This window comes from Saprospira grandis DSM 2844 (genome assembly GCF_000275825.1).
Taxonomy (GTDB): domain Bacteria; phylum Bacteroidota; class Bacteroidia; order Chitinophagales; family Saprospiraceae; genus Saprospira; species Saprospira grandis_A.
On sequence record NZ_JH719942.1, the window covers coordinates 3574391 to 3594809 of the forward strand.

General features: G+C 39.2%; 16 protein-coding genes and 2 pseudogenes. All 18 read left to right on the plus strand.

Annotated elements, in window-relative coordinates; all coding sequences use genetic code 11:
- The first annotated feature begins 351 nt into the window (after positions 1–351).
- Complete coding sequence (locus SAPGRDRAFT_RS16050) at positions 352–651, plus strand: putative quinol monooxygenase (protein ID WP_002660285.1); 300 nt, start codon at positions 352–354, stop codon at positions 649–651.
- Between the two features lie 10 nt (positions 652–661).
- Positions 662–2737, plus strand: a complete 2076-nt coding sequence (locus SAPGRDRAFT_RS16055) for a protein kinase domain-containing protein (RefSeq protein ID WP_002660286.1) — start codon at positions 662–664, stop codon at positions 2735–2737.
- Positions 2738–3393: 656 nt separating this feature from the next.
- On the plus strand, positions 3394–3834 hold the full coding sequence (locus SAPGRDRAFT_RS23605) for a hypothetical protein (protein ID WP_051018636.1): 441 nt from the start codon (positions 3394–3396) through the stop codon (positions 3832–3834).
- A gap of 53 nt (positions 3835–3887) precedes the next feature.
- Positions 3888–3935, plus strand: a pseudogene (locus SAPGRDRAFT_RS23840) (hypothetical protein); the annotation flags it as partial.
- A gap of 45 nt (positions 3936–3980) precedes the next feature.
- Positions 3981–4322, plus strand: a complete 342-nt coding sequence (locus SAPGRDRAFT_RS23615; protein ID WP_051018637.1) for a hypothetical protein — start codon at positions 3981–3983, stop codon at positions 4320–4322.
- Between the two features lie 525 nt (positions 4323–4847).
- On the plus strand, positions 4848–5306 hold the full coding sequence (locus tag SAPGRDRAFT_RS16070) for a hypothetical protein (RefSeq protein WP_002660287.1): 459 nt from the start codon (positions 4848–4850) through the stop codon (positions 5304–5306).
- 443 nt (positions 5307–5749) lie between these two features.
- Positions 5750–6163 (plus strand): hypothetical protein, encoded by a 414-nt coding sequence (locus tag SAPGRDRAFT_RS16075; protein ID WP_037350393.1) that lies wholly within the window; start codon positions 5750–5752, stop codon positions 6161–6163.
- Positions 6164–6308: 145 nt separating this feature from the next.
- Positions 6309–6620, plus strand: coding sequence for a hypothetical protein (locus tag SAPGRDRAFT_RS16080; RefSeq protein ID WP_002660288.1), 312 nt, complete (start codon positions 6309–6311; stop codon positions 6618–6620).
- A 217-nt stretch (positions 6621–6837) separates the two neighbouring features.
- The gene (locus SAPGRDRAFT_RS16085; protein WP_002660289.1) at positions 6838–8754 is read left to right on the plus strand and encodes an AAA family ATPase; all 1917 of its coding nucleotides are present in this window, start codon (positions 6838–6840) and stop codon (positions 8752–8754) included.
- Entirely contained in the window at positions 8751–9581 is an 831-nt protein-coding gene (locus SAPGRDRAFT_RS16090; protein ID WP_002660290.1) for an HNH endonuclease, read from the plus strand. The genes SAPGRDRAFT_RS16085 and SAPGRDRAFT_RS16090 overlap by 4 nt, the downstream gene beginning before the upstream one ends.
- A gap of 267 nt (positions 9582–9848) precedes the next feature.
- Complete coding sequence (locus SAPGRDRAFT_RS16095) at positions 9849–10334, plus strand: hypothetical protein (RefSeq protein WP_002660291.1); 486 nt, start codon at positions 9849–9851, stop codon at positions 10332–10334.
- A 59-nt stretch (positions 10335–10393) separates the two neighbouring features.
- Positions 10394–11511: pseudogene (locus tag SAPGRDRAFT_RS23910) on the plus strand (IS3 family transposase).
- A gap of 100 nt (positions 11512–11611) precedes the next feature.
- Positions 11612–12049 (plus strand): HEPN domain-containing protein, encoded by a 438-nt coding sequence (locus SAPGRDRAFT_RS16110; RefSeq protein ID WP_002660292.1) that lies wholly within the window; start codon positions 11612–11614, stop codon positions 12047–12049.
- 1414 nt (positions 12050–13463) lie between these two features.
- Entirely contained in the window at positions 13464–15320 is a 1857-nt protein-coding gene (locus tag SAPGRDRAFT_RS16120) for a hypothetical protein (protein ID WP_002660293.1), read from the plus strand.
- 45 nt (positions 15321–15365) lie between these two features.
- Positions 15366–17204: a CHAT domain-containing protein gene (locus SAPGRDRAFT_RS16125; RefSeq protein ID WP_002660294.1), complete on the plus strand. Its 1839-nt coding sequence runs from the start codon at positions 15366–15368 to the stop codon at positions 17202–17204.
- Between the two features lie 56 nt (positions 17205–17260).
- Positions 17261–18328, plus strand: a complete 1068-nt coding sequence (locus SAPGRDRAFT_RS16130) for an ATP-binding protein (RefSeq protein WP_002660295.1) — start codon at positions 17261–17263, stop codon at positions 18326–18328.
- A gap of 12 nt (positions 18329–18340) precedes the next feature.
- Entirely contained in the window at positions 18341–19102 is a 762-nt protein-coding gene (locus SAPGRDRAFT_RS16135; RefSeq protein ID WP_002660296.1) for a carboxypeptidase-like regulatory domain-containing protein, read from the plus strand.
- Between the two features lie 212 nt (positions 19103–19314).
- Positions 19315–20277: a hypothetical protein gene (locus SAPGRDRAFT_RS16140; protein WP_002660297.1), complete on the plus strand. Its 963-nt coding sequence runs from the start codon at positions 19315–19317 to the stop codon at positions 20275–20277.
- Positions 20278–20419 lie beyond the last annotated feature (142 nt).

A 20419-nucleotide genomic window follows, 5' to 3' on the forward strand; every position in this document is an offset into this window, starting at 1 on the left:
GGATTTTAATCCTCTCCGCACTATAGATGTAGAATGGAATTGTTGTATGGCTGTGGGTTTTAACCCACTGGTCCCCAAAAAACAACCGCCTCCAACCGCCGAAGAAAAACAATGGCCTAAAAAAATTAGATGAGCGGCTGAGGGATAGATAGCAGTGGCCGCAGGCCAGACCCAGTTTTTTTGAGCGCAGCGAAAAAAAACGCAGGGCCGAGCAGACCTGCGAGCTGCGACATAGCCCGACCCAAGCGAAGCGCAGGGGCAGCCCCTAAAAAAGAAATCCTAAAAAAGGGCAGTGATTTGCCAAAGTGTTTATTCTCGCTTAGTTTGGGGAAACGTTTAAAAAAAGAACTGATGAAAGAACAAAAATTAACAATTGTCGCTCAATTAGAAGTGAAGGCCGAAAAAGTTGAATTTATTAAGGAAGAATTATTTAAATTGGTAAGCGCTACTCGTTTGGAGGAAGGTTGTATAACCTATGACTTAAATCAGGACCTTAAAGATCCGAATTCATTTTTAATTTATGAGCTTTGGGAAAGTCGCGCGCTTTGGGAGCAGCATATGCAAAGCGAACATTTGTTGGCCTATCGAGAAGCTGCTGCGGATGCGCTTGTTCAGTTTTCTGTGCAAGAAATGCAGGGCTTAGAACCATAAACAACAGTAAATGCAAAGCCTTTATTTAAGTAAACGCAAAGACAAAATTATTTTGGCCAGCAAAGCTTTTGCGGCTGGGGGAGAAGGGCAGTTGTTTAAAATTAGAACGCCAAACAACTATCAAGATCGGGTAGCAAAAATTTATCATCCGCATAAATTGACGGAAGAAAAAATTGCGAAGCTTGGGCTTTTATTAAAAGATCCTTTGGCGCATTATCGGCCGGAGGAGCAGCCGAGTTTTGTTTGGCCCGAAGATATTGTAGAAAATGAGCGGGGCGAGGCCGTTGGTTTTATTATGCGAATGGTCAGTGGAAAAAAGCTAGAGCTTTTTTGTTTGCCTACTTTGCCCAAAAAAATGCGTGAAGAATGGGGCCGTTTTGCTTTATCGTCTAAAATGGGCCGAGAATTTCGCCTGCGCATTGCCTTTAACCTAGCCAATGCGCTTTATCGTTTGCAGCAATCGGAAAAATATGTTTTAGTTGATTTTAAGCCCGAAAATGTTTTATTGCAAAGCGATGGGCAAATTTCTATTGTGGATGTGGACTCGCTGCAAGTTTCTGAAAATGGAAAATTGCGGTTTAAAGCGGCGGTAACTACGCCAGAATATGCGGCGCCAGAATATTATCGGCAGCCAAGAAGTAATTATTTTTCTCCTAGTTGGGATAATTTTGCTTTGGCCGTTATTATTTACAAATTATTATTGGGGATTCATCCTTTTGCGGCCTCGGCCAAGGGGAAATGGGAAAACCTAGCGAGTTTGCATCAAAAAATTGAGGCCGGCTTATTTGTTCATCATCCCAAGGCGGATCAACTTTTTTCATCTGTTCCGCCACCGCATCAAAATTATCATAGCTTTTCGGCAGCGTTTCGAGATTTGTTTCAGTTAGCTTTTGTAGAGGGACATAAATCGCCCGAACTTCGCCCTAATGCAGAGAAATGGTGTTGGATGATCTTGCAAGAAATGCAAGATGGAAAATTGCGGACTGCTTTTGAGAAAAAAATGAGAGCGCAGACTTTTGCGGCCTATCGCTTGCCCGCTTTAGAAAGTATTTTACCCAATTTAAATCAGTATGCAAGCGGAGAGTTGTCTTTATCGCCGACTTTGCGCATGGCTATAGATTGGAAAACGCCCATTCATTTTAAGCAGTTTTTGCAGGCCGATCCAGCAAAGAAGTACTCTGCTGTTAGTGAAGTTTGGCTGTTGAATATTTTGATTGGTCTATTTATTACGTTTTCTCTTCGCATGCTGTTGATTTTCATCAGTTCCTCTTTTGCGAGTTGGTTAGAAGAGATGGGGCAAAATCGGCTTGCTTTTTTGATCTTCTTATTTTTTGTGGCCTGGTCCATTATTTCTCTGTTTATTGGGCTGCTATTTGGGGGGGCTTATCCGCGTCAAAAATTACAAAATAGCATACACGATCTTATTCAAAGTTTGGAGCATCGAGAAAAACAAATGCTTAGAGAGCAGGAGGTTTTGCAAGAAAATATTAAAAAAAGCATGCAAAAGCATCGGCTAAGTTGGCAAAAGAAGTTTGGAGTGGCTCTATTGGATTGGGAAGCAAAGAAAGAGGCCTTGGCTGCAACTTACCAAGAACTACTGACCGCAGAAAAGGAGTTTGAAACTGCGGCTAAAAAAGAAGTGGTCCATTTAATTCAGGCGGTGCATCCGGCCTTGCAAAATGTTCGGACTCTTTGGCGGGCGGAAGAAATTTTGGATAAAAAAGAACAGCAGGCTGTTTTGGCCCAAAAAAATAATCCAGAGGAAAAAGAACGCATTAAAAAACAGTTTGCTGCTTATCGAGCGGCTTTAAAAAAGATCAATCTCAAGCTGCAAGAAAAAATGAAGGCCTATAAATTATCGCAAGAAGAGCGTTATCAGAAATTTCGCGATCGGATGCAGCTTGAATATGAGGAAGAAGAGCAAAAAATGAAAGCCCTTTATAGAGAGACTTATGCCGACATTTGGAAAAAAGAGGAGCGTTTTCATCAAAAAAGTTTAGCCTTATGGTCGCCAGCAGCCTTAAAAGAAATTGATTTGGATATTACTAAGGCCAAAAAACTAAAGGATAAATTGTCAGAATGGTAGTGTTGTCTATTTTTTTTGGGGCCTGCGCTGCGGCTTCGCCTTGCGCCGCTACGGTCCGCAGCTTTCTATTACCCACTTTTTAAAAAAGGATTAAATTTGTTCAAAAATAAGCTAAAATGATGACGATCTCAGCAGCTACCCAAAAAAATGAATAAGCAAACTAAAAACAATATATTAAAGCTTTATTCTATGTTAGAAGATAATCCTTCTACGCAAATTAAGAATTTAGGAAAAACAAGCTGCAGAGCATAAGATGCTTTACCGTTTATTTTAGTCAATGCAACCTTTACGGAGGATTATATCCAAGAGGAATATATTAAAGCTGTCATCAAGCATTAGCGAAAGGAGGTAAACAGCGAGTAATTGTACCACATGATACTACAGAAATAAGCTATAATAATAGGAAGAATTGGATTAAGAACCAAGAAGGTTTAGGTCCCGGAGGACGAGAATCCAATTTATCTGTTTTTGGTCATGTAAGCATAGTGATCGATCGAGATACATCTAGTTTTCAATGCATTGGAAGTGCAGATTTATATTCTAGAGATAAAGATAGAGTTACTTGTAAAGAAAAAGAATAGAAATTCAGGGCCCTTTGCAGGGGAAAAGACACGTTGGTTGATATCTATGCTAGACTCCGATAAAGAGTTAAAAAAGTGAATCCAGAATTAGATATTTTACATGTTTGTGATCGAGAAGCAGATATATATCCTATGATGGAATGTCTTAATCGGCATAATATAAAATACCTGATTCGTTCTAAGGAACATAGGAGAACAGCTATTTTAGAGGACAAAAAGAACGTCCCCCTTATCAATCTATTCGATTACCAAGTAGCCCGTCTAAGTACAAACGTACCCCTTGAAACTAGTCGTAAAGACCTACAAGGAATACAGCTAAAAGTTCGTGTGACAAGGACCCTATTAAAGGTTCCAAAATCTTCAAAATATATAATTGGCGAACCTCGACCAGAGCCAATGTATATAAATGTTATAGAGGCTTTTGACCCTACTAAAGCTTTCCCTAATCCCTATCTAAAAAAGAAGATCGAGAAGAAGAAGGAATCTATTGGCGGCTGTTTACCAACGAGTCTGTAGACACAGAAGAAGAGCTTTTAGATTTACTTAACTGCTATCAACAGCGGTGGAGAATTGAAACATACTTTAAATATTTAAAATCAGATGGCTTTGATATTGAAAACATATGTTTAAGAGATGGAGGCGCCATCCGCAAAATGATACTTATGGCAATTAGTGCATCAGACAAGATCCTTAGGCTACGAGAGGCCGGATTAAACCAAGATAATGAGACTTCAGCGCTTACTATTTTTACTAAGAAAGAGGTTGATTTTCTCGAGACTATTTTTGTAGAACATCTAGACGGAGAAAAAAGAAGCCCTTACAATAGTAATCCATTTAACTCTAAATCAATGGCTTGGGCCTACTGGGTCATAGCCTCGCTCGGAGGCTTTGATGGTATTGTAAAGAAAATAAAACATGCGGCTTCCATTAAAAAAGTAGAGAAAGGACTTGAGCGTTTTTACATTATGTATGACACGGCCAAAATGCTTGGACAGATCACATAAAATAAAAGTGGGTAATAGAAAGGGTCCGCAGCTCGCAGGTCTGCTCGGCCCTGCGCAAAAAAACAAGTTTTTTGCTTGGTCTGCGGCTTCGCCGCACTGCTCCCCATCGCTAGGCCAAGGACCGCTGAGCAAAATAGATTGCTTTTGGCTTGGGTCTTATCTTTTGCTTGTTTAAAAGTAAAGAAAAAAAGGAAGTTATAAAAAAAAGAGATTTGTTTTCTATGCTATCGTCCTTAAGCCCTAAAAATGAAAGCGAATTATTTTTTTTGACCAAAAAAAGGGCGGCAAAAAACAAGTCGTTTTTTGCCGCCCTCACTAATTGAAAGCTGCTAATTGAAAGGGGAGGAGCAGTCCTAAAAATAGTTAGGGCTAAAAAATGCTCCCGCTTCGCATAAACTAGAAAAAATGTGCCTAAAAAGCTAATGAATTCACCCTCAGCATAAAAAAACTAAATATTATTGCGTTAATAACTTGCATACACAAAAGTTTATCTATAACTTTATCTAACAACAAAAACGAAAGACTATGCAGCTCGACCAAAAACTTCAGGACTATAAGCTCAGCAAAAAGATGCTCAAGGCGTTTTACGGCATTTCTTATCCTACTTTGCGCAAGCGTTTGCGGGCGGCGGGTTTGGAGGAGTTTATTGGCCGCAGAAAATTTTTGTTTGCAGAGTTTCTCCTCATTTTTAAGGCTTTGGGCCAACCTCAAGAAATTATGCAGGAGCTGCAAGAATTGGCCTATTTATATGAGCAACTCTTGGCGCTGGGCCTATTGCAGGGACAATCTCAAAAAGAGCTGCCCCAAAAAGCAAATATAAAGGAGGATGCGGTGAATAACTTTAGTTTATCGACTTATGAGGGACCGCTAGCCCTGCTCAATAAATTTATTGACCTTTATTACCGTCTATATTTAGCTGGTCTAGCTGCTTTATATCCTAAAGAAGAGGAAGAGGGCCAAAAAACATTGGCCATGGCCGCCTAAATAACTGGCAGGCAAAAAAAATAATTTTTTTTGGGCTTTGATGCAATTATTTTGTTTAGACCTCAGTTATATACTTGAATCGTAACGAAAAATGACTTTTAGTTTGTAGATGATCCATAGCACTCTATCCTACAAACTATTATTTTTGTTCGATGGTATAACATATACTACTTATTAAAAACAGGAAATATTAGCCATCAACATAAAAAAATAAATTTTTTTGGCTTTTGATGCAATTATTTTGTTGAGAGCTCAGTTATGTACTTGAATCGCAACGAAAAATGACTTTTATTTTGTAGATGGCCCAGAGCTGTGTTTGTCGCACAGCATTATTTTGGCCCTACTATATAACGTATAATACATTTAGAAAAAGTTCTTATTGAATTATGTAGTAATCCCCATAGCGAGAGCTACAATTATTTTACCTTCAAACCTATAAAATTATGGTTTATGATTTTTCTGTCATCACGACTACTGATGAGTGTGATGAATTGGAAGCCCAGCTTCAAACTGAATTGGATGCTGTAAACTATCGTTTGCAGGGCCGCATTTTGCGCCGCGAAAAAAACAGCGACAAGGCCGTCAACCTCAAAGTAGATGAGCAAAGCTTGTTGAACGAGCAGCAAATGTTGGATAACTTTCTGCCTACGCTTCAGGCGGGTACTCCCCAGCATGAAGAAATTAGCGACCGCAAAACCACTGTAGATTATCGCCTCTTCAAAGTGCGTGATCAGATGGAGCGCTTTGGTCCCGTTGCCCAACTTATGTTGGAAAGCGCTGTTGATCAGCTCAGCCGCAATCAAACTTCTTTGCAAGATATGATTGCTCAAGTGCAAGCGCATCGCCTTACGCTCTAGTCCATTTCTTACTGATTTACTGCTGAGGCAGTAATTTTAAAAGCAGCCCGAAAGGGCTGCTTTTTTTGTTTTATTTTTTATCGTCTAGATAGGCTAGACGCTTGAGCTTTTAGTTTGTGCTTATTACAAACTAAAACTAAAGTTTATGGAACATTTTGGTACTTTTCTAGCCATTCTATTTTGGGTAATTGCTATTTCGGGTTCTGCTGCATTTTTCTATTATGCAAATAGATATCTTAAAAAACAAACGGCAACAGCCCTTAAATTTTGGCAAATCTTGAGCTTTCTTGCTACTATTTTCTTTTGTTGGTTAGCTTGGTTTTCTTGGGACTTACTTTATTCTAATGATTCGGATGTGTTAGGAAATTATTGGAGTTTTATAAGTTCAGTAGCTATGGGCCTAGCTACATTAGTCATCGCTATTAGAATTACATCAGGAACTTATGCTGAAAAATAATTGACTTTCAATTAGTGGCTTTCAAATAAGAAGCGGCAGAAAAACTTTAGGGTTTTTTCTGCCGCTTTTTTGGCTAGCCTTACAATTTTTTATTCCAAAATAATTTTAATAATCAATAGGGGGGAAATTTTTATATTGTAGATGATTTAAAGTATTTTTTAGGCTCAAAGTACTTGATATGGTGGCTTAATCTACATTTTATAAAAAAAGCATTGAGATGAATTTTTCACTTAGTTTCAAACAAAAGGTATTTGAGGCTTTAAAAGGACTAGACGATCCATTTAGAGAAAGAAGAGAGAACTCAATTATTGACTTTTTAGATTTAGTTTGGGATCTAGACTTAATGGAGTCAGAAGATTCTAGATATACAACTGCTCGAGATGACATTATTACACATTATCACTCTTTTAATGACTGGAATTTAGATCAGTTATTTATAGAACGACTACGATTATTTGAGGATGACCTAAAATTTAAATCTTTTGTAGAGGCAATTTTAGACTCAAACTTTAGAGCAGACGATGGTGAAATACAAGAAATAAAAAAATTATTAACTCCACTCCTTTATGAAGAAGGAGCTTTTTTTCAAAAACAAAATTACCTAGAACCAGAAGGTTATCGATATTTGCTTTTGAAATATGGTTTTCCTGTTGATAATACTATACAGTTTTATATAGTAAAGTCTGGTGCTGACAAAAAAGAAGTTCTAAAACAAGAGGGGCTAGAATATCCTTTTTTTATCCTAAAAGGATTAAGTTGGGATGACTATAGTTATAAGAGTAGTTTTACCGTAGAATACTATATGGATTCAAGTAACTGTATTTCTGTTGGAAGTATTAAAGTACTGCATATAGATTCGGACGGTGGATGGGTTCATAATCTAATGCCTGAAAAATTTTCAGGGTTAAATTCTAATTTTTGTTCTTTAGGGCAGTCCGAGGACTATTACTTGAATTTGAAAAAAATAGTTGAACAGACTAATTCTGATTTTAAGTCAATTCTTTTTGCGCTAAAAGATGCAGCATTCTTTCCATTGATAAGAGAGCAATTTGAGGACAAAATAGGGTATATAAATTCTTTAATAAGAAATAATAAAGTTGAGCGATTACAACGAGAGATTCCGTTGATTATAAAGGGACTGAACAAATTAAATTTTTACAATTTTGAGTATAAGTTTAAGCCTAAAGGGGGGGATACGACAATAACGAGTTTTAAATTTAATAATCATAGAGTGTTTCCTAATAGAGTATATGCTCTGATTGGAAAAAATGGCGTAGGTAAAACACAATTTATTTCACGTCTACCAAGAGATATTGCTAAAGAAAATAGAGAGGCATTCCCAAATGGAGTACCTTTTTTCAGTAAAGTTATTGCAATATCGTACAGTGTTTTTGATTCTTTTGATATACCAAGTAAATCATATGCATTTAATTATGTTTATTGCGGTTTAAAAGATGCTAGTGGAGATCATATCAAAAAAATTGAGTTACAAGAAAAATTTATTCGTTCCTGCGCAGAAATTAAGCGTTTAAAGCGCGAACCTAAATGGACTAAAATCTTAAGTAACTTTTTAGATGAAAAAATCTTGACTAAAATTCAAGATAACGTTTTTAATTCAGAAGAGAATAAGCACTCTAATATTCAAGAGATAGATGATTTGTTAAGTTCGGGGCAAAGCATATTGTTATATGTATTATCAGAAGTAATTGCACACATAAGATTTGATTCTTTGCTTGTCTTTGATGAACCAGAGACACATTTACATCCAAATGCTATTTCTCAATTGGTCAACTCCATTTATGAATTAGCAAATGAGTTTGAGTCCTTTTGTATTTTGGCGACGCATTCTCCTTTGATAGTCAGAGAAGTTTTATCTAAGAATGTACTTGTTTTTGATAGAGAAAGTGAAGTATTGAATATTAGGAAGTTAGATATAGAAACATTTGGGGCCAATTTAAATGATATAACTGAAAATGTTTTTGGAAATAGGGATATACCTAAACAGTACAAAAAAATATTACAATCTTTAGTAGATGATGGGTACTCTTTTACTAAAATTAAAGACTTATTAGAATCTGATGATATTCCATTGAGTTTAAATGCGCAAATTTACTTGAAAAGCATATTGAAATGAGAAACATGAAGTCATACACAGGCAATTGCTTTGATTTTTACAAAAAAGTCGTGGAGTCTAAAAATAAAACTAAAAATGATCCAAACTATAAAAATCGATTAGTTGCACTAGAGCCAAGAATGGATCCAGTATTTAAAGGCTATAAAGAATTTTTTGACCTTAATACTTTGTTCCAATTAGGTCCTTCATGTTTCAAAGGACAGTCAAAAAAAGATTTGTTGAAATTGTATCGATATAAAGCATCGCTTTTTCAAAAATTAAATAATGACTTGATAAAGTTAGAAAACGGAAGGACTAATAATATTTGTCCATTTTGTACAATTAACACTGTAAATACATTAGACCATATTGTACCTAAAAAAAAGTTTCCAGAGTTCTCAGCTAATCCTATCAATTTAATTCCGTGTTGTTCGGAGTGCAATAGTTATAAAAAAGATAGTTGGGACCCAGCAGAAATGCTATTAAACCCATATTTAGATCATCTGCCAGATGAACAGTATTTATATACTAATATTAACGTAGAGAATAATATACCTGTAGTGGAGTTTTATTTAGACAATTCTAAAGGCAACATTTCAGAAACGTTGTTTAATAAGCTTGAGAAATCTTATGAAACGATGCATTTATTGAGAAGATTTAAAGAAAGTAGTCATAATGTAATTAGTGAACTAGAAGATGCATTTAAATCTGCTCAAGGGGGGGGACTAGCTAAGGCAGTTTTTTTAGAGATAGCTGAGAATCAAGCGAAGCAAAGACAAGAACGTTATAGTTTTAACTATTGGAGGGCTATATTAGAATTAGGTATGATAAATAGCGGCTTTTTGTGATAAAGTTTTTTAATGATTTGAAAATTAGCTGACTGAAGGGGAATTTTTTTTTAGAGAGAAAAAGATTATATTTGAGGTATGGTACCATAGAAGTTGGGACTACAGGTGTTATAGCACATGGGTGAATACAGCAAACAGCTTTATCAAAAAAAAAATAATGGCGACCAGAGCCAATATAGATAAAGTAACTAGAATAGTTGTAAGTGTTAAAGTTGGCCAAGGGCTCAATTTAATTTGAGGGGTCTTCAACTTCTAAAAAAAAGATATATGCTCGCACATACAGAGTCATTTAAACGATTAAAAACAGAACAGCAAAGCATTATCGACTTTGGCATTCTAACATTACAAGCGGTTAATCAGTTAGGTAAAAGTTTTAAACTCTATGAGGGGGCTGGAACTTTTGATGGGATAAAAAATTTTGATTCAGTCGAGTCAATAAAAAATGAAAAGAGAGAAGAGATCCCAAAAAACTATTTTACTATTGTCAACGACAAAGAAAATTTTGAAAAAAAGCTTACTCATAAAAGGTTTAAAAAACTAAAAAAACAGCACAAATTTAATTTGTCTAAATATATGTTGATAAGTGGGTTTAGTTTTTTTGAGGCGTACTTTATGGATGTCTTAGAAGAGCTAATTGATTTTCATGGTGGACATGATTATTACAAGCGAATAAAAAGTAGAAGTCAAGAGGTCTTGAAAAAGATGGATTCTTTAAATAAAGGAGTGCCCTTACCCCCAAAATTAGGACAGTAGTTTAAGGTGGAAAAATGAAAGAAAAAAGTCGTATAATGAAGCACTAAATTACAAAAGAGATGAGAAAGAAACGTCGTAATTTCAGTTCTAAATTTAAGGCAAAAGTAGCCTTAGAAGCGCTAAAAGATCAATTGACCTTGGCAGAATTAGCGACAAAATACGAGCTACATGCAAATCAAATATCGGCCTGGAAGAAAGAGCTTTTAGCCAATAGTTTTTTGCTTTATGAAAAAAAGCGAGGCCCCAAAGTGGATGCTGATGAAGAAAAAGAAGCCCGTTTATATGAGCAAATAGGCAAGTTGCAGTTTGAGCTGGACTGGCTTAAAAAAAAATATAGGGGAATGTGATGAAGCGTTAAGACTGAGCCAAATAGCAGTATTAGAAGGACTTAGCATAGCTCGGCAATGTGAGTTAATGTCTGTTTCCCGATCAAAATACTATTATCAAGCAGTGGGCGAAAGTGCAGAAAACTTAAAGTTGATGCGTAAAATTGATGAGTTTCACCTGTCACATCCAGAGTGGGGCTACCCTAGGATGACCGAGTATTTAAGGGCCTCAGGCTTGATTTGCAACAGAAAACGAGTTGCTCGCTTGATGAAAAAGATGAATATTCGATCTGTTTTACCCAAGCCAAACACCTCATTATCAGCCAAAAGTCATAAGAAATACCCTTATTTACTTCGAGGCCTAAAAGTGAGCCGTTCAAATGAAGTTTGGGCAACTGACATTACTTATATTCCTATGCAAGCGGGTTTTATGTACTTAACCGTTGTCATGGATTGGTATAGTCGATATGTTTTGAGCTGGCGGATTTCGAACAGCATGGATAAGCGTTTTTGTCTAGAAGCTCTGGACGAAGCTTGGAAATGGGGGCAGCCTGAAATATTTAATTCCGATCAAGGCGCCCAATTTACTTCTCTAGAATTTACGTCTGAGTTGCTCAACAGAGGAATTAAGATCAGTATGGATGGAAAAGGCCGAGCCTTAGATAATGTGTTTGTAGAAAGATTATGGTGGTACCGTAAAATATGAGCATATTTATTTGAGAGCTTATGAAAATGGTTTAGATTTACACAACGGACTTAAAGAGTATTTTAATTATTATAACAATCACAGGCTTCATAGTTCTTTAGGATATAAAACTCCTCAAGATATTTTTCTTCAGCATCTTCTCTAGAGAGGGAAGCTAGTTCCCCTCCCTGAAGAAACTCCACCTTAAATTAAGGGACTTTCTGTTTAAGCATTGGGGTAGGCGTAGAGATCAAGGATACGAATCCATGAAAAAGATTAAAGAACCATATGATCCTAAAAAAGAACTTCAATATAAAAAGCACAGTAAGGTTGTCCAAGAAGAAATAGATAGTCCCCATTTTTTAACAAGTAGTTTGTTCTCTTCTTTTTTACTTAATGACCTGAAAAATAAAGTCTATAAGAAGTCTTTTAAAAGCTATGAAATCCCCAAGTTACTTGAAGAATTATTTCTATTTGATATCAATTCAAAAATTCCAGAAGGTAAAAGTTGTTCTGGTCAAAAAATAAGTGCTGTTTTTGATGAAATACGTGAAAAAAGAAATAAAATAAGCCATGGTCTATTGACAAATCCTTCAAAGTTGCCTTTCAAGGATGTTAAAAAATACCTTAAATTTTTTAGATGGTTAGCTATTAAAATTGACCAACATCTGATAAAATTTTTCTTTATAATAGAAAAAACTTAAATGTTAAGTAATTATTTCTTATATTTGGTCTCAGCAGCTATTAGATTAGTGTAAAGGTAGCATGCCTGAGTCCCTAATAGTACATTCCTATTAGGAATTCAGGAGGAAGAGGTTCAAGTCCTCTATCTTTTAGTTGTTTTTCTAACAAGTATCAAGTATAGATTTTTAGTTATAGTAGATTCAAATTTACAAATTTGAAAAAATAAGCTGAAAATTAAAATTCTCAGCTACAATCAAGATTTTTCATGGGCCGATGGTTTTAACCATCGGCTCATTTTTTTGGATGTAGAATATCCTCCCTTGTTGCTGTGGGTTTTAACCCACTGTTCTAGAAAACCGTCAAGAAAACACCCCTTTCAAATAGCGGCTTTCAATTAGGCTCAAGCCTAAAAAAAACAAAATAAAAAGAGGCCCTCTTTAGAGGGTTGATAAAAAAACTTAGCCTGGGGGCTTGTCCCTAGGCGATGAATGGATTTTTTCTGCGGCGAAAAAACTAATGGATCCAAAACCACCAAGAAAAAACAACCGCCCCCAAAAAGCGAACAAGGACTTTAGTCCGCTAGTTCGCTCAAGTCAGCAAGCCTAGGCTTCAGCCCAGGGCAGAAATAATAGCAATTGTTTTCATTCCTGAATTTTAGTGTAGGATTATTTTTCCAAGAAAAACAACAACCGCCAAACACACCCCCAAAGAAAAATCCCCTCGCAAGAGGGGATGACAATTTTCTAGCTAGCCTAGGGCCTTGGCCCTGGGGTTCCTATGAAATTTTTGTGGCAGAAACAATAGCAATTGTTTTACCCCTGAATTTTTTGTGGAGTTATTTTAGGGCCATGGGCTGAAGCCCATGGTTGATTGTCTATGCAAACTGGCGGGCTGAAGCCCTTGTTTGCTGGAAAATGGGAAACATTTTAGCTCCAAGAAAAAAAACAACTGCCCAACCACAACCGCAAAAAAAATCCCCTCGAATGAGGGGATGATAATTTTCTAGCTAGCCTAGGGCCTTGGCCCTGGGGTTCCTATGAAAATTTATGGGAAACAAAACAACAACCGCCTCCAACCGCCGAAGAAAAACAATGGCCTGAAAAAAATGGATGAGCGGCCTAGCGATGCGAAAGGGGGCGGCGCAGCCGCAGACCAAGGCCGTCAGGCCGCAGGGCCGAGCAGAGCTGCGAGCCCTGAAGCGTAGCGCCTGCCGTAGGCAGGAGGCCCCAAAAAAAACAAAACAACAAAAAGGGATACTATATATAAGGTATAAAAAATAGAGTGGCCCTAAAAAATTGGAAGGCAGAGAAAAAGCGGCTGAAAATAAAAGGCATCTGTTTATTTGGGGAAAAGGAGATGAAAAAAAACAGTGTTTTTCTAAGAAAACTTTATATTTTAGGGTTTCTCCATTGGACAACCATTGAATTGAACTAAATGACTTTTCAAGAAGCCCTCAACAACCTTTTTAGCTTTGACAGCTCTAGTCAAGGCCTAGCCTTTGGCTTTATTTTATTGCTCAGCTTTTTGTTGGGCCTATTCTTTTGGTGGCTGATTGTGCAGCGACCGCAAAGAAAGCGTTATGAACGCAAATTGGCGCAATTGAATGAAGAATTGCTCAAGCAGCGCAAAGAGCAGGAAGAAGCGGAAGACAAGCTACAGGTTTTGTCTGCCGAATTGCGTCAGTTGCAAGTAGAAGAGCGCAAAAGAGAGAAAGCGCTGGCGATACAGACCAAAATGGCGCAGGATTTAAGTGCACAAGAAAAATCTTTGAAGCAAGCTAAGGCGGCTGCAGAACAGGCTAAAAAAGCGGCTGAACAAGAATTGGCGGAGTTAAAACAGCTCTATAAACATGCGCAGCGCGAAAGTTTGGGGGCCAAAGAAGCCGAAGCATTGGCGGAAGAGATTCAGGCCAAGGCGCAAAAAGAAATTGATGGCTCAAAAGCCTTGATGAAACAGATTGAGGAAGAAAGAGAAGCCCTTTTGCGTCAGTATGAAGAGCAGAAGTCGGCTTTGCATTGGGTGGAAGAAGAGTTGGAAATGCGCAAAAGCAAAATTGAAGACTTGCAAACGGAATTGGGTCAGGCTTTGAATGAATTGGCGGCTCAGGCCGAGCAGCCTAATATTTTGGCCGAAGAAAATGAGCAGCTCAAAGAAGCTTTTGAAGAATTGGAGAGTCAGCTCAAGCAATTGGACCAATTTCAGGAGGAAACTTTGCGGGAGGATCCCGAACTGGACCAAAGAATTGCTGAGCTGCTTGAATTTGCCCAAAGCGCCATGGCCGAGGCGCATTTCTATGAAGAAATTCCAGAAGCCGATTTAGTAGAAGACGAAGAACTACTGAATGAAAAACTGGCTGAAATTTCATTGGATAAAGAAGAAGAAGAAGCCGAATTTGCTATAGAATTGGAAGCCGAAGAAACAGCAGCCTTAGAAGACGCCTTGGCTCAGGCCGAAAGCAGCATGCAACTAGCTGGATTTTTTGAGGCCTTTGATGAAGCGGTCATTTTAGAGGCCGATAATAGCGAAACGCTTTCGGAAGAAGAGCAAATGCAAGCGGCCTTAGACTTGGCGGCGGCCAATATGGAAATAGAACAGGAAGAAACTGATTTTATTGAAGACATGGCCAAATTGGAAGAACAATTGGCCCAGGTTCCGGAAGAAGCGCCTCAAACAAGAGCATTAGCAGATAACATCGAAATTTCTGAGGAAGAAGCGGCGCAGATGGATGCCGCCCTTAGCCGAGCCAGCGAAAGCATGCAGGCCGAAGGATTTTTTGCGCCCATGCAAGAAGCGGTAATTTTAGGCGAAGAAGAATTATCTATAGAAGAAAAAGCCGAAGAAGCTTTATTGATGGCCCAGGATAATGCCGCCTTAGAACAAGCCGAAGAAGAAGTGGTAGAAGATATGGCCAAGTTGGAAGAACAACTGGCGCTTTTGCCCGAAGAAGAACCAGCCGCCAGAGGTTTGGCGCCAAAAGAAGAAGAAATTTTGGTAGATGAAGGTCAAGCCTTAGACATGCAATCGGCTTTGCAATTGGCAGAAAAAGCCTTGAATCAAGAAGGTTTTTACGGCAGCATTCCAGAAGACGAGCTTTTGGGAGAAGAACAAAAAGATGATTTATCTAAAATAGAAGGTATGAGTCCCGCTTGGCAAGCCAAATTGGAAGAGGCGGGAGTGCATAGCTATCAGGAAATAGTACATTTAAGTTATCAGGCGGTGGCCCAAGAGCTCAATATTCCGCAAGATTTATTGGATCAATGGGCTGCAAGCGCAAAAAAGCTACTTTTATAATAAACGCCTTTAATTGTACGAATTTCTAGTACTCTACAGACTATCATGAACGAACGTCCAGTTATTTTACTCAACTTTGCCAATCAGCAAGATGCGCATTTGGATCTACTCAAAGAGGAGAGTAGCCGCCTCAATGATATTTTGAGCCTAGCTCATGATCAGGGCAGCATAGAACTCTACCGAGAGGAGAACGTCAATGTAGCTCAGCTGATCAAGGCCCTCAATCGTTTTAAGGAGCGCATTATTGTTTTTCATTATGCGGGCCATGCCGATGGCAGCAGCCTACATTTTGATGGAGGTACTGCCCAAGCGCTGGGCTTGGCGGAGTTGTTGGGCCAATTGCCCAATCTTAAATTTGTATTTCTCAATGGCTGCTCTACGCAAGCCCAGGTAGATTATTTGTTGGAAAAAGGGGTGAAGGCCGTAATTGCTACCGCTGTAGCGATAGAAGACAATAAAGCCTTGCTTTTTTCCGAAACCTTTTACAGCGCCCTAGCCAATCGTTCCACTATTGATTCGGCTTTTCAATTTGCCGTGGGGGGCTCGCGTACTAATTTTGGAGATAGCGTTAAGGGCCGAATTTTTATTCAGGGCGAGGAATTTGACCGTTCTGCAACCATGCCTTGGGGCTTGTTCCTAAATAAAGAGGCTAGAGCTGTTTTAGATTGGAGTTTGCCTACTTATGTGACGGATACGGGCATTACACCACCAGCCAATCCAGACTATACTGTAAATACTTATATGCTGGATGTTTTTGATGAGATGTGTCATTATGATCCTAAGCTCAAACCTTTGGCCGAAGACTCTTTTAGCGGCGAATCGGATGACCGTTTGTCCTTGGCCCTGATCATAGAGCATTTTCCTTGGCCCATTGGGGTGCAAGTGCGTTTGCTCCTCTCTAAAGAATCAGCCATAGATGAACTATCGATGGAGCGCTTAGAGCAGTTGCTGAGCACTTATGTCTATACCACGCAATTTCTCTATTATATTGCGCTTTCTCAGCTTTGGGACGAAAAACGAAAGAGCAATATTACTGTGCGGCCTTACCTCATGGACCTTTTGCATCATGATGCCCGAACGTATCAGCACTTTGATTATCTCAAGCATTTTATTTCTATTGTTCAGCTATTAGAGCAAGAAAATAAGGCCCTTTTTGTGGAGGAGTTTGGGGATATGCGTCGGGCCTTTGAGGAGAAAAAAGAATTTTATGATGCCTACCTCTATTTAGAGTCGCTACGAGCCAAAATTCGGCAGCAAACGCCCGAACAATTGGCAGCAGAATTGCCGCAGCTTTGTGCCGATGGCGAATACTTTTTGTCAACGATCCTGATTAAGGCTGCTTTTTTAGTCAATTATGATTTATTGACCATCCGAGATATTCGAGTGATTAGCTATCGCTATCAAGATCCTAAGTTTGACCACTATATCGCTCGTCTCAATGCCAAAGTAAATGATTTGGCCGTGAGTAAGGCCCTGCAAGCTCGATCCTATAAGGATTACGCCAATAATGCTTCGGTCATTTTAAGCCGAAATATGCAAGATCCTAAGGATTTTCTCAATCTTTCTCCCTTTATCATTGATAAAAATGCTTTTGGCGAAGGGATGACAGAAGATCGAGCCACAGAACAACAGCTGTTTACCTACGCCTACCGAGAAGGAGAAGATTTTCGCTATTTTAGTACCGTCTACTCTATTTATCGAGTGCATGAACGACCCAAAGACCAACTAACGACTGCCAGCGAACAGCCCAGAGCGGCTAGAGGGGGGCGCGATCGCCGAAGAAGATCTTCCCGAAACCGAAGAAGAAACGAAGAGGAACCACAAAGCCCATTGGATATCCTCAAAGAATTGTTTTCACTCTTTGAAGAAGACTTCAGCCGATAAACCCAAACCAAATTCCATTCATCGCCCACGCAGTTTTCAAATATAGATGTAGCCCTATGGTGAAGCAGATAAAAAGTCCGTTTAAATTTCTAGATGCCTACGATCAATCCGATCGAGATATCTTCTTTGGCCGTGAACAAGAAACACAAGAGCTCTATGACCGCCTCTTTGAAACCAATGTGGTCCTCTTATATGGAGCCTCCGGAACTGGGAAAACCAGCCTGATTAACTGTGGTTTAGGAAATGAGTTTAGAGCCAGCGATTGGCTCCCCATCTTTATCCGGCGCCGCGACCATATTATGCAGTCGATTAAACAAGAATTAGATCGACATGCCGTAAGAAAATTACCCGAAGAAAGCAATTCTATCCACCTTTTACATTCTTTGTACCTCGACTACTATAAGCCGATCTACCTGATCTTTGATCAGTTTGAAGAGATTTTTATTCTGGGTAGCCGCAAAGAACAAGAGGATTTCTTCGAGCTGCTCTATCAAATTGAAGAGCGAGATCTCAATGTTAAGATTATTATCTCAATGAGAGAGGAATATATCGCCCAACTCTCCGAGTTTGAGAATATTTATCCCAGCCTCTGGGATAACCGCCTGCGCATTGAACGCATGAGCCTCAAAAATTTGCAGGGGGTTATTCTTAATACCCTCAAAGCCTTTAAAATTGAGGTCCAAGATAAAGAGGAATTGCTCCAAAAAATGATCGAAAAAGTAAAAGGTAAAGATAAACAGGTCGATTTGGCCACCCTGCAAGTTTATCTAGACCGACTCTATCGCCTAGATGTCGAAAGAAGAGGAGCTGAAGATCGCCCAATTCGCTTTGATATGGAATTACTCAAAAAAAGTGGCAATCTCGAAAATGTGATGGCCTTTTTCCTTGAAGAACAATTGAGGCAACTAGAAAAAGAATTGCAAAATGAAATGGGCGTCTCCGAAAAAGGCATTCCCATGGATATTCTTTTTACTATGGTCACAGATAATGGGACAAAACAGGCAGTGGAACTCGATAATGTGAAAAAAGAGTTGAAAAGAGCAAAGAACATTGACCCCAAGGTGGTCGACTTCTGCATCTCTCGCTTTAAAGAAATGCGCATCCTTCGCGAATTGAACGAATAAAACTTCCCCAATATGAAAGTAGAAATTGTACACGATAGCCTCGCCCTCATTATTTATGAGAAAACCTCTGCCGAAGTAAAAGCCCGGATGAAGGCCCTTAGTATGCTCCAAAATCGCTATTTCTACTACAAAATGAATGAAAATATGGTCCTCGGCCAAGCCGAACTCTCTTTCATTCACCCCTTTCTCGAAGAGCTAAACCTTCGGGCCGAAGAACATGCCTTTATTAACAAAAGCCAAGCAATTCTAGACAGCCAAGAGCGCCAAAATAGAATGCGCAAAAATGCAATTATCCTAATGGGCGCCACCCTCATCATGACCCCCTTTGCCATTTGGGGCTGGTATAATGCCTCTTTGGCCAAAACTGAAGCCGCTATGGCACACAAAAAAACCGAAGAAGTAAAAAAAGAAAATGAGGTTTTCCGCAAAGCCATTACCAAAAATGGTAAGCTCAAAATTAAACGCCTGCCTCCCGAATCAGAAGGCGGTACCGCCCAACTCGAAATTGGCTACGCTAGCCTATTTATCGAGGGCCAAGTTAAAGACGAAAATGGCCAAGGCCTCTCCAATGCCCAAGTTTTCTTTATGGGCGCCGAGGTCCGTAGCGACCCCAAAGGATTTTTTAAATTTAATCTGGTCCTACACCCCATAGACCTGACCAAGAAAAATATTATCCTAGAAGTCAAACGAAAAGGCTACATCCCCAAAGAACAAGCTATCAAAATTCAACCTAAACTGAAGCTAAATATCGCCTTAGAAAAAGTAGAAGAATGATGTTTTGGGGCCTCCGCCGCGGCTTCGCCTTGCGGCGCTATGTTGCGGGGCTCGCAGGTCTGCTCGGCCCTGCAGTTTTTTTCGCTGCGCTCAAAAAACTTGGGTCTGGCCCTTCAGGCCACCCCTCCACAGCGCTAGGCCTTCATCGGCATTGCTCGCCCCATTGTTAAAATAGACTCCTTTAATTGGTCGCTCAAAAAGAATATCTTGCTGTGAAATTTGAACTCTCCCATGATACTTTGGCTAAGGCTATCTATGATATGGCCTCTGATGAAAGTAAAAATAACTTAAAGATACGTAACTTCGTAAAAGAACGATATCTCTACTTTGTAGAAAATAAGTCTTTCCTGACTAAAGACGATCTAGCCTATATAAGCAAAAGTTGTAAGGACCTCAAACAACTTAACTTGACCAAAGAAGAGATAGACTTTATTAAACGATCTCGAAATGCTGTTAAACGACAATATTATTGGACCGTAGGCTCTACCGTTTTTATTATTGTTGCCTTAGGCGCTTTGTTTATTTGGGCCATGAGAGGCTGGGGAGCCGTAGAAAAAACAAGAGCCCGTTTAGAGTTGTTTAATCAAGAAAAAAATAAAGCCCTAGATAGCCTGCAGTCTGTGCAAAGAAGAGTAGACTCTCTGGCCCACAACCTAAAAGAAGGCGAAGGACTGCTCCAAATTTCAGAAAAAGAAAAAGAAGAGTTGATCAAACAATTAGTAGCCTCTAGAGACTCCCTAGAACAAGCCCTAGCAACCGTAACCAAGGAAAATGTAACCCTCAAAGCTAGAGCCCGAAGCCTAGAAGAAATAAATAAACAAGGCGGCAGCAATAAATTGCAAGAGAAAATTGAAAAGAAAGAAAAAGAACTCAAAAATAGAGATGCTTCCTTGCAAAAAAGCCAATCCCGCATCCTTTCCTCTAAAGCACATTATGCCCTAGATAAAGATAAAAACCCCAAATTGGCCTTTCAGTTGGCAAGAGAAGCCTATGAAATGGACCCCACAAATACAGAAGCAACGACCGTACTCAATCAAGTCGTCAACTCTAGAAATGATTATATCGGCCAAAGCAATAGCCCAAAACGAAGAGCCGACCAAATTATTCGGACCTATAAAGCCCGCTATGGTAAGCTGACCTCAGCCGCCAAAAAACAAGCTTTAGGCAGCAACTAAATTGCGTCTTGCAGGCCCAAAGGGCCGCAGGCTGAGGGATGGAAAGTGGGGCGGCGCAGCCGCAGACCCAAGTTTTTGAGCGTAGCGAAAAACTGCAGGGCCGAGCAGACCTGCGAGCCACGACACAGCCCGACCCGCCCGC

Excerpts from the sequence above, each read along its gene's own strand:
- SAPGRDRAFT_RS16135 (WP_002660296.1), top strand. The coding sequence starts at position 18,341 with ATGAAAGTAGAAATTGTACACGATAGCCTCGCCCTCATTATTTATGAG.
- SAPGRDRAFT_RS16050 (WP_002660285.1), top strand. The coding sequence starts at position 352 with ATGAAAGAACAAAAATTAACAATTGTCGCTCAATTAGAAGTGAAGGCC.
- SAPGRDRAFT_RS16070 (WP_002660287.1), top strand. The coding sequence starts at position 4,848 with ATGCAGCTCGACCAAAAACTTCAGGACTATAAGCTCAGCAAAAAGATG.
- SAPGRDRAFT_RS16125 (WP_002660294.1), top strand. The coding sequence starts at position 15,366 with ATGAACGAACGTCCAGTTATTTTACTCAACTTTGCCAATCAGCAAGAT.
- SAPGRDRAFT_RS16090 (WP_002660290.1), top strand. The coding sequence starts at position 8,751 with ATGAGAAACATGAAGTCATACACAGGCAATTGCTTTGATTTTTACAAA.
- SAPGRDRAFT_RS16055 (WP_002660286.1), top strand. The coding sequence starts at position 662 with ATGCAAAGCCTTTATTTAAGTAAACGCAAAGACAAAATTATTTTGGCC.
- SAPGRDRAFT_RS16095 (WP_002660291.1), top strand. The coding sequence starts at position 9,849 with ATGCTCGCACATACAGAGTCATTTAAACGATTAAAAACAGAACAGCAA.
- SAPGRDRAFT_RS16120 (WP_002660293.1), top strand. The coding sequence starts at position 13,464 with ATGACTTTTCAAGAAGCCCTCAACAACCTTTTTAGCTTTGACAGCTCT.
- SAPGRDRAFT_RS16085 (WP_002660289.1), top strand. The coding sequence starts at position 6,838 with ATGAATTTTTCACTTAGTTTCAAACAAAAGGTATTTGAGGCTTTAAAA.
- SAPGRDRAFT_RS16080 (WP_002660288.1), top strand. The coding sequence starts at position 6,309 with ATGGAACATTTTGGTACTTTTCTAGCCATTCTATTTTGGGTAATTGCT.
- SAPGRDRAFT_RS23615 (WP_051018637.1), top strand. The coding sequence starts at position 3,981 with ATGGCAATTAGTGCATCAGACAAGATCCTTAGGCTACGAGAGGCCGGA.
- SAPGRDRAFT_RS16110 (WP_002660292.1), top strand. The coding sequence starts at position 11,612 with ATGAAAAAGATTAAAGAACCATATGATCCTAAAAAAGAACTTCAATAT.
- SAPGRDRAFT_RS16075 (WP_037350393.1), top strand. The coding sequence starts at position 5,750 with ATGGTTTATGATTTTTCTGTCATCACGACTACTGATGAGTGTGATGAA.
- SAPGRDRAFT_RS16130 (WP_002660295.1), top strand. The coding sequence starts at position 17,261 with ATGGTGAAGCAGATAAAAAGTCCGTTTAAATTTCTAGATGCCTACGAT.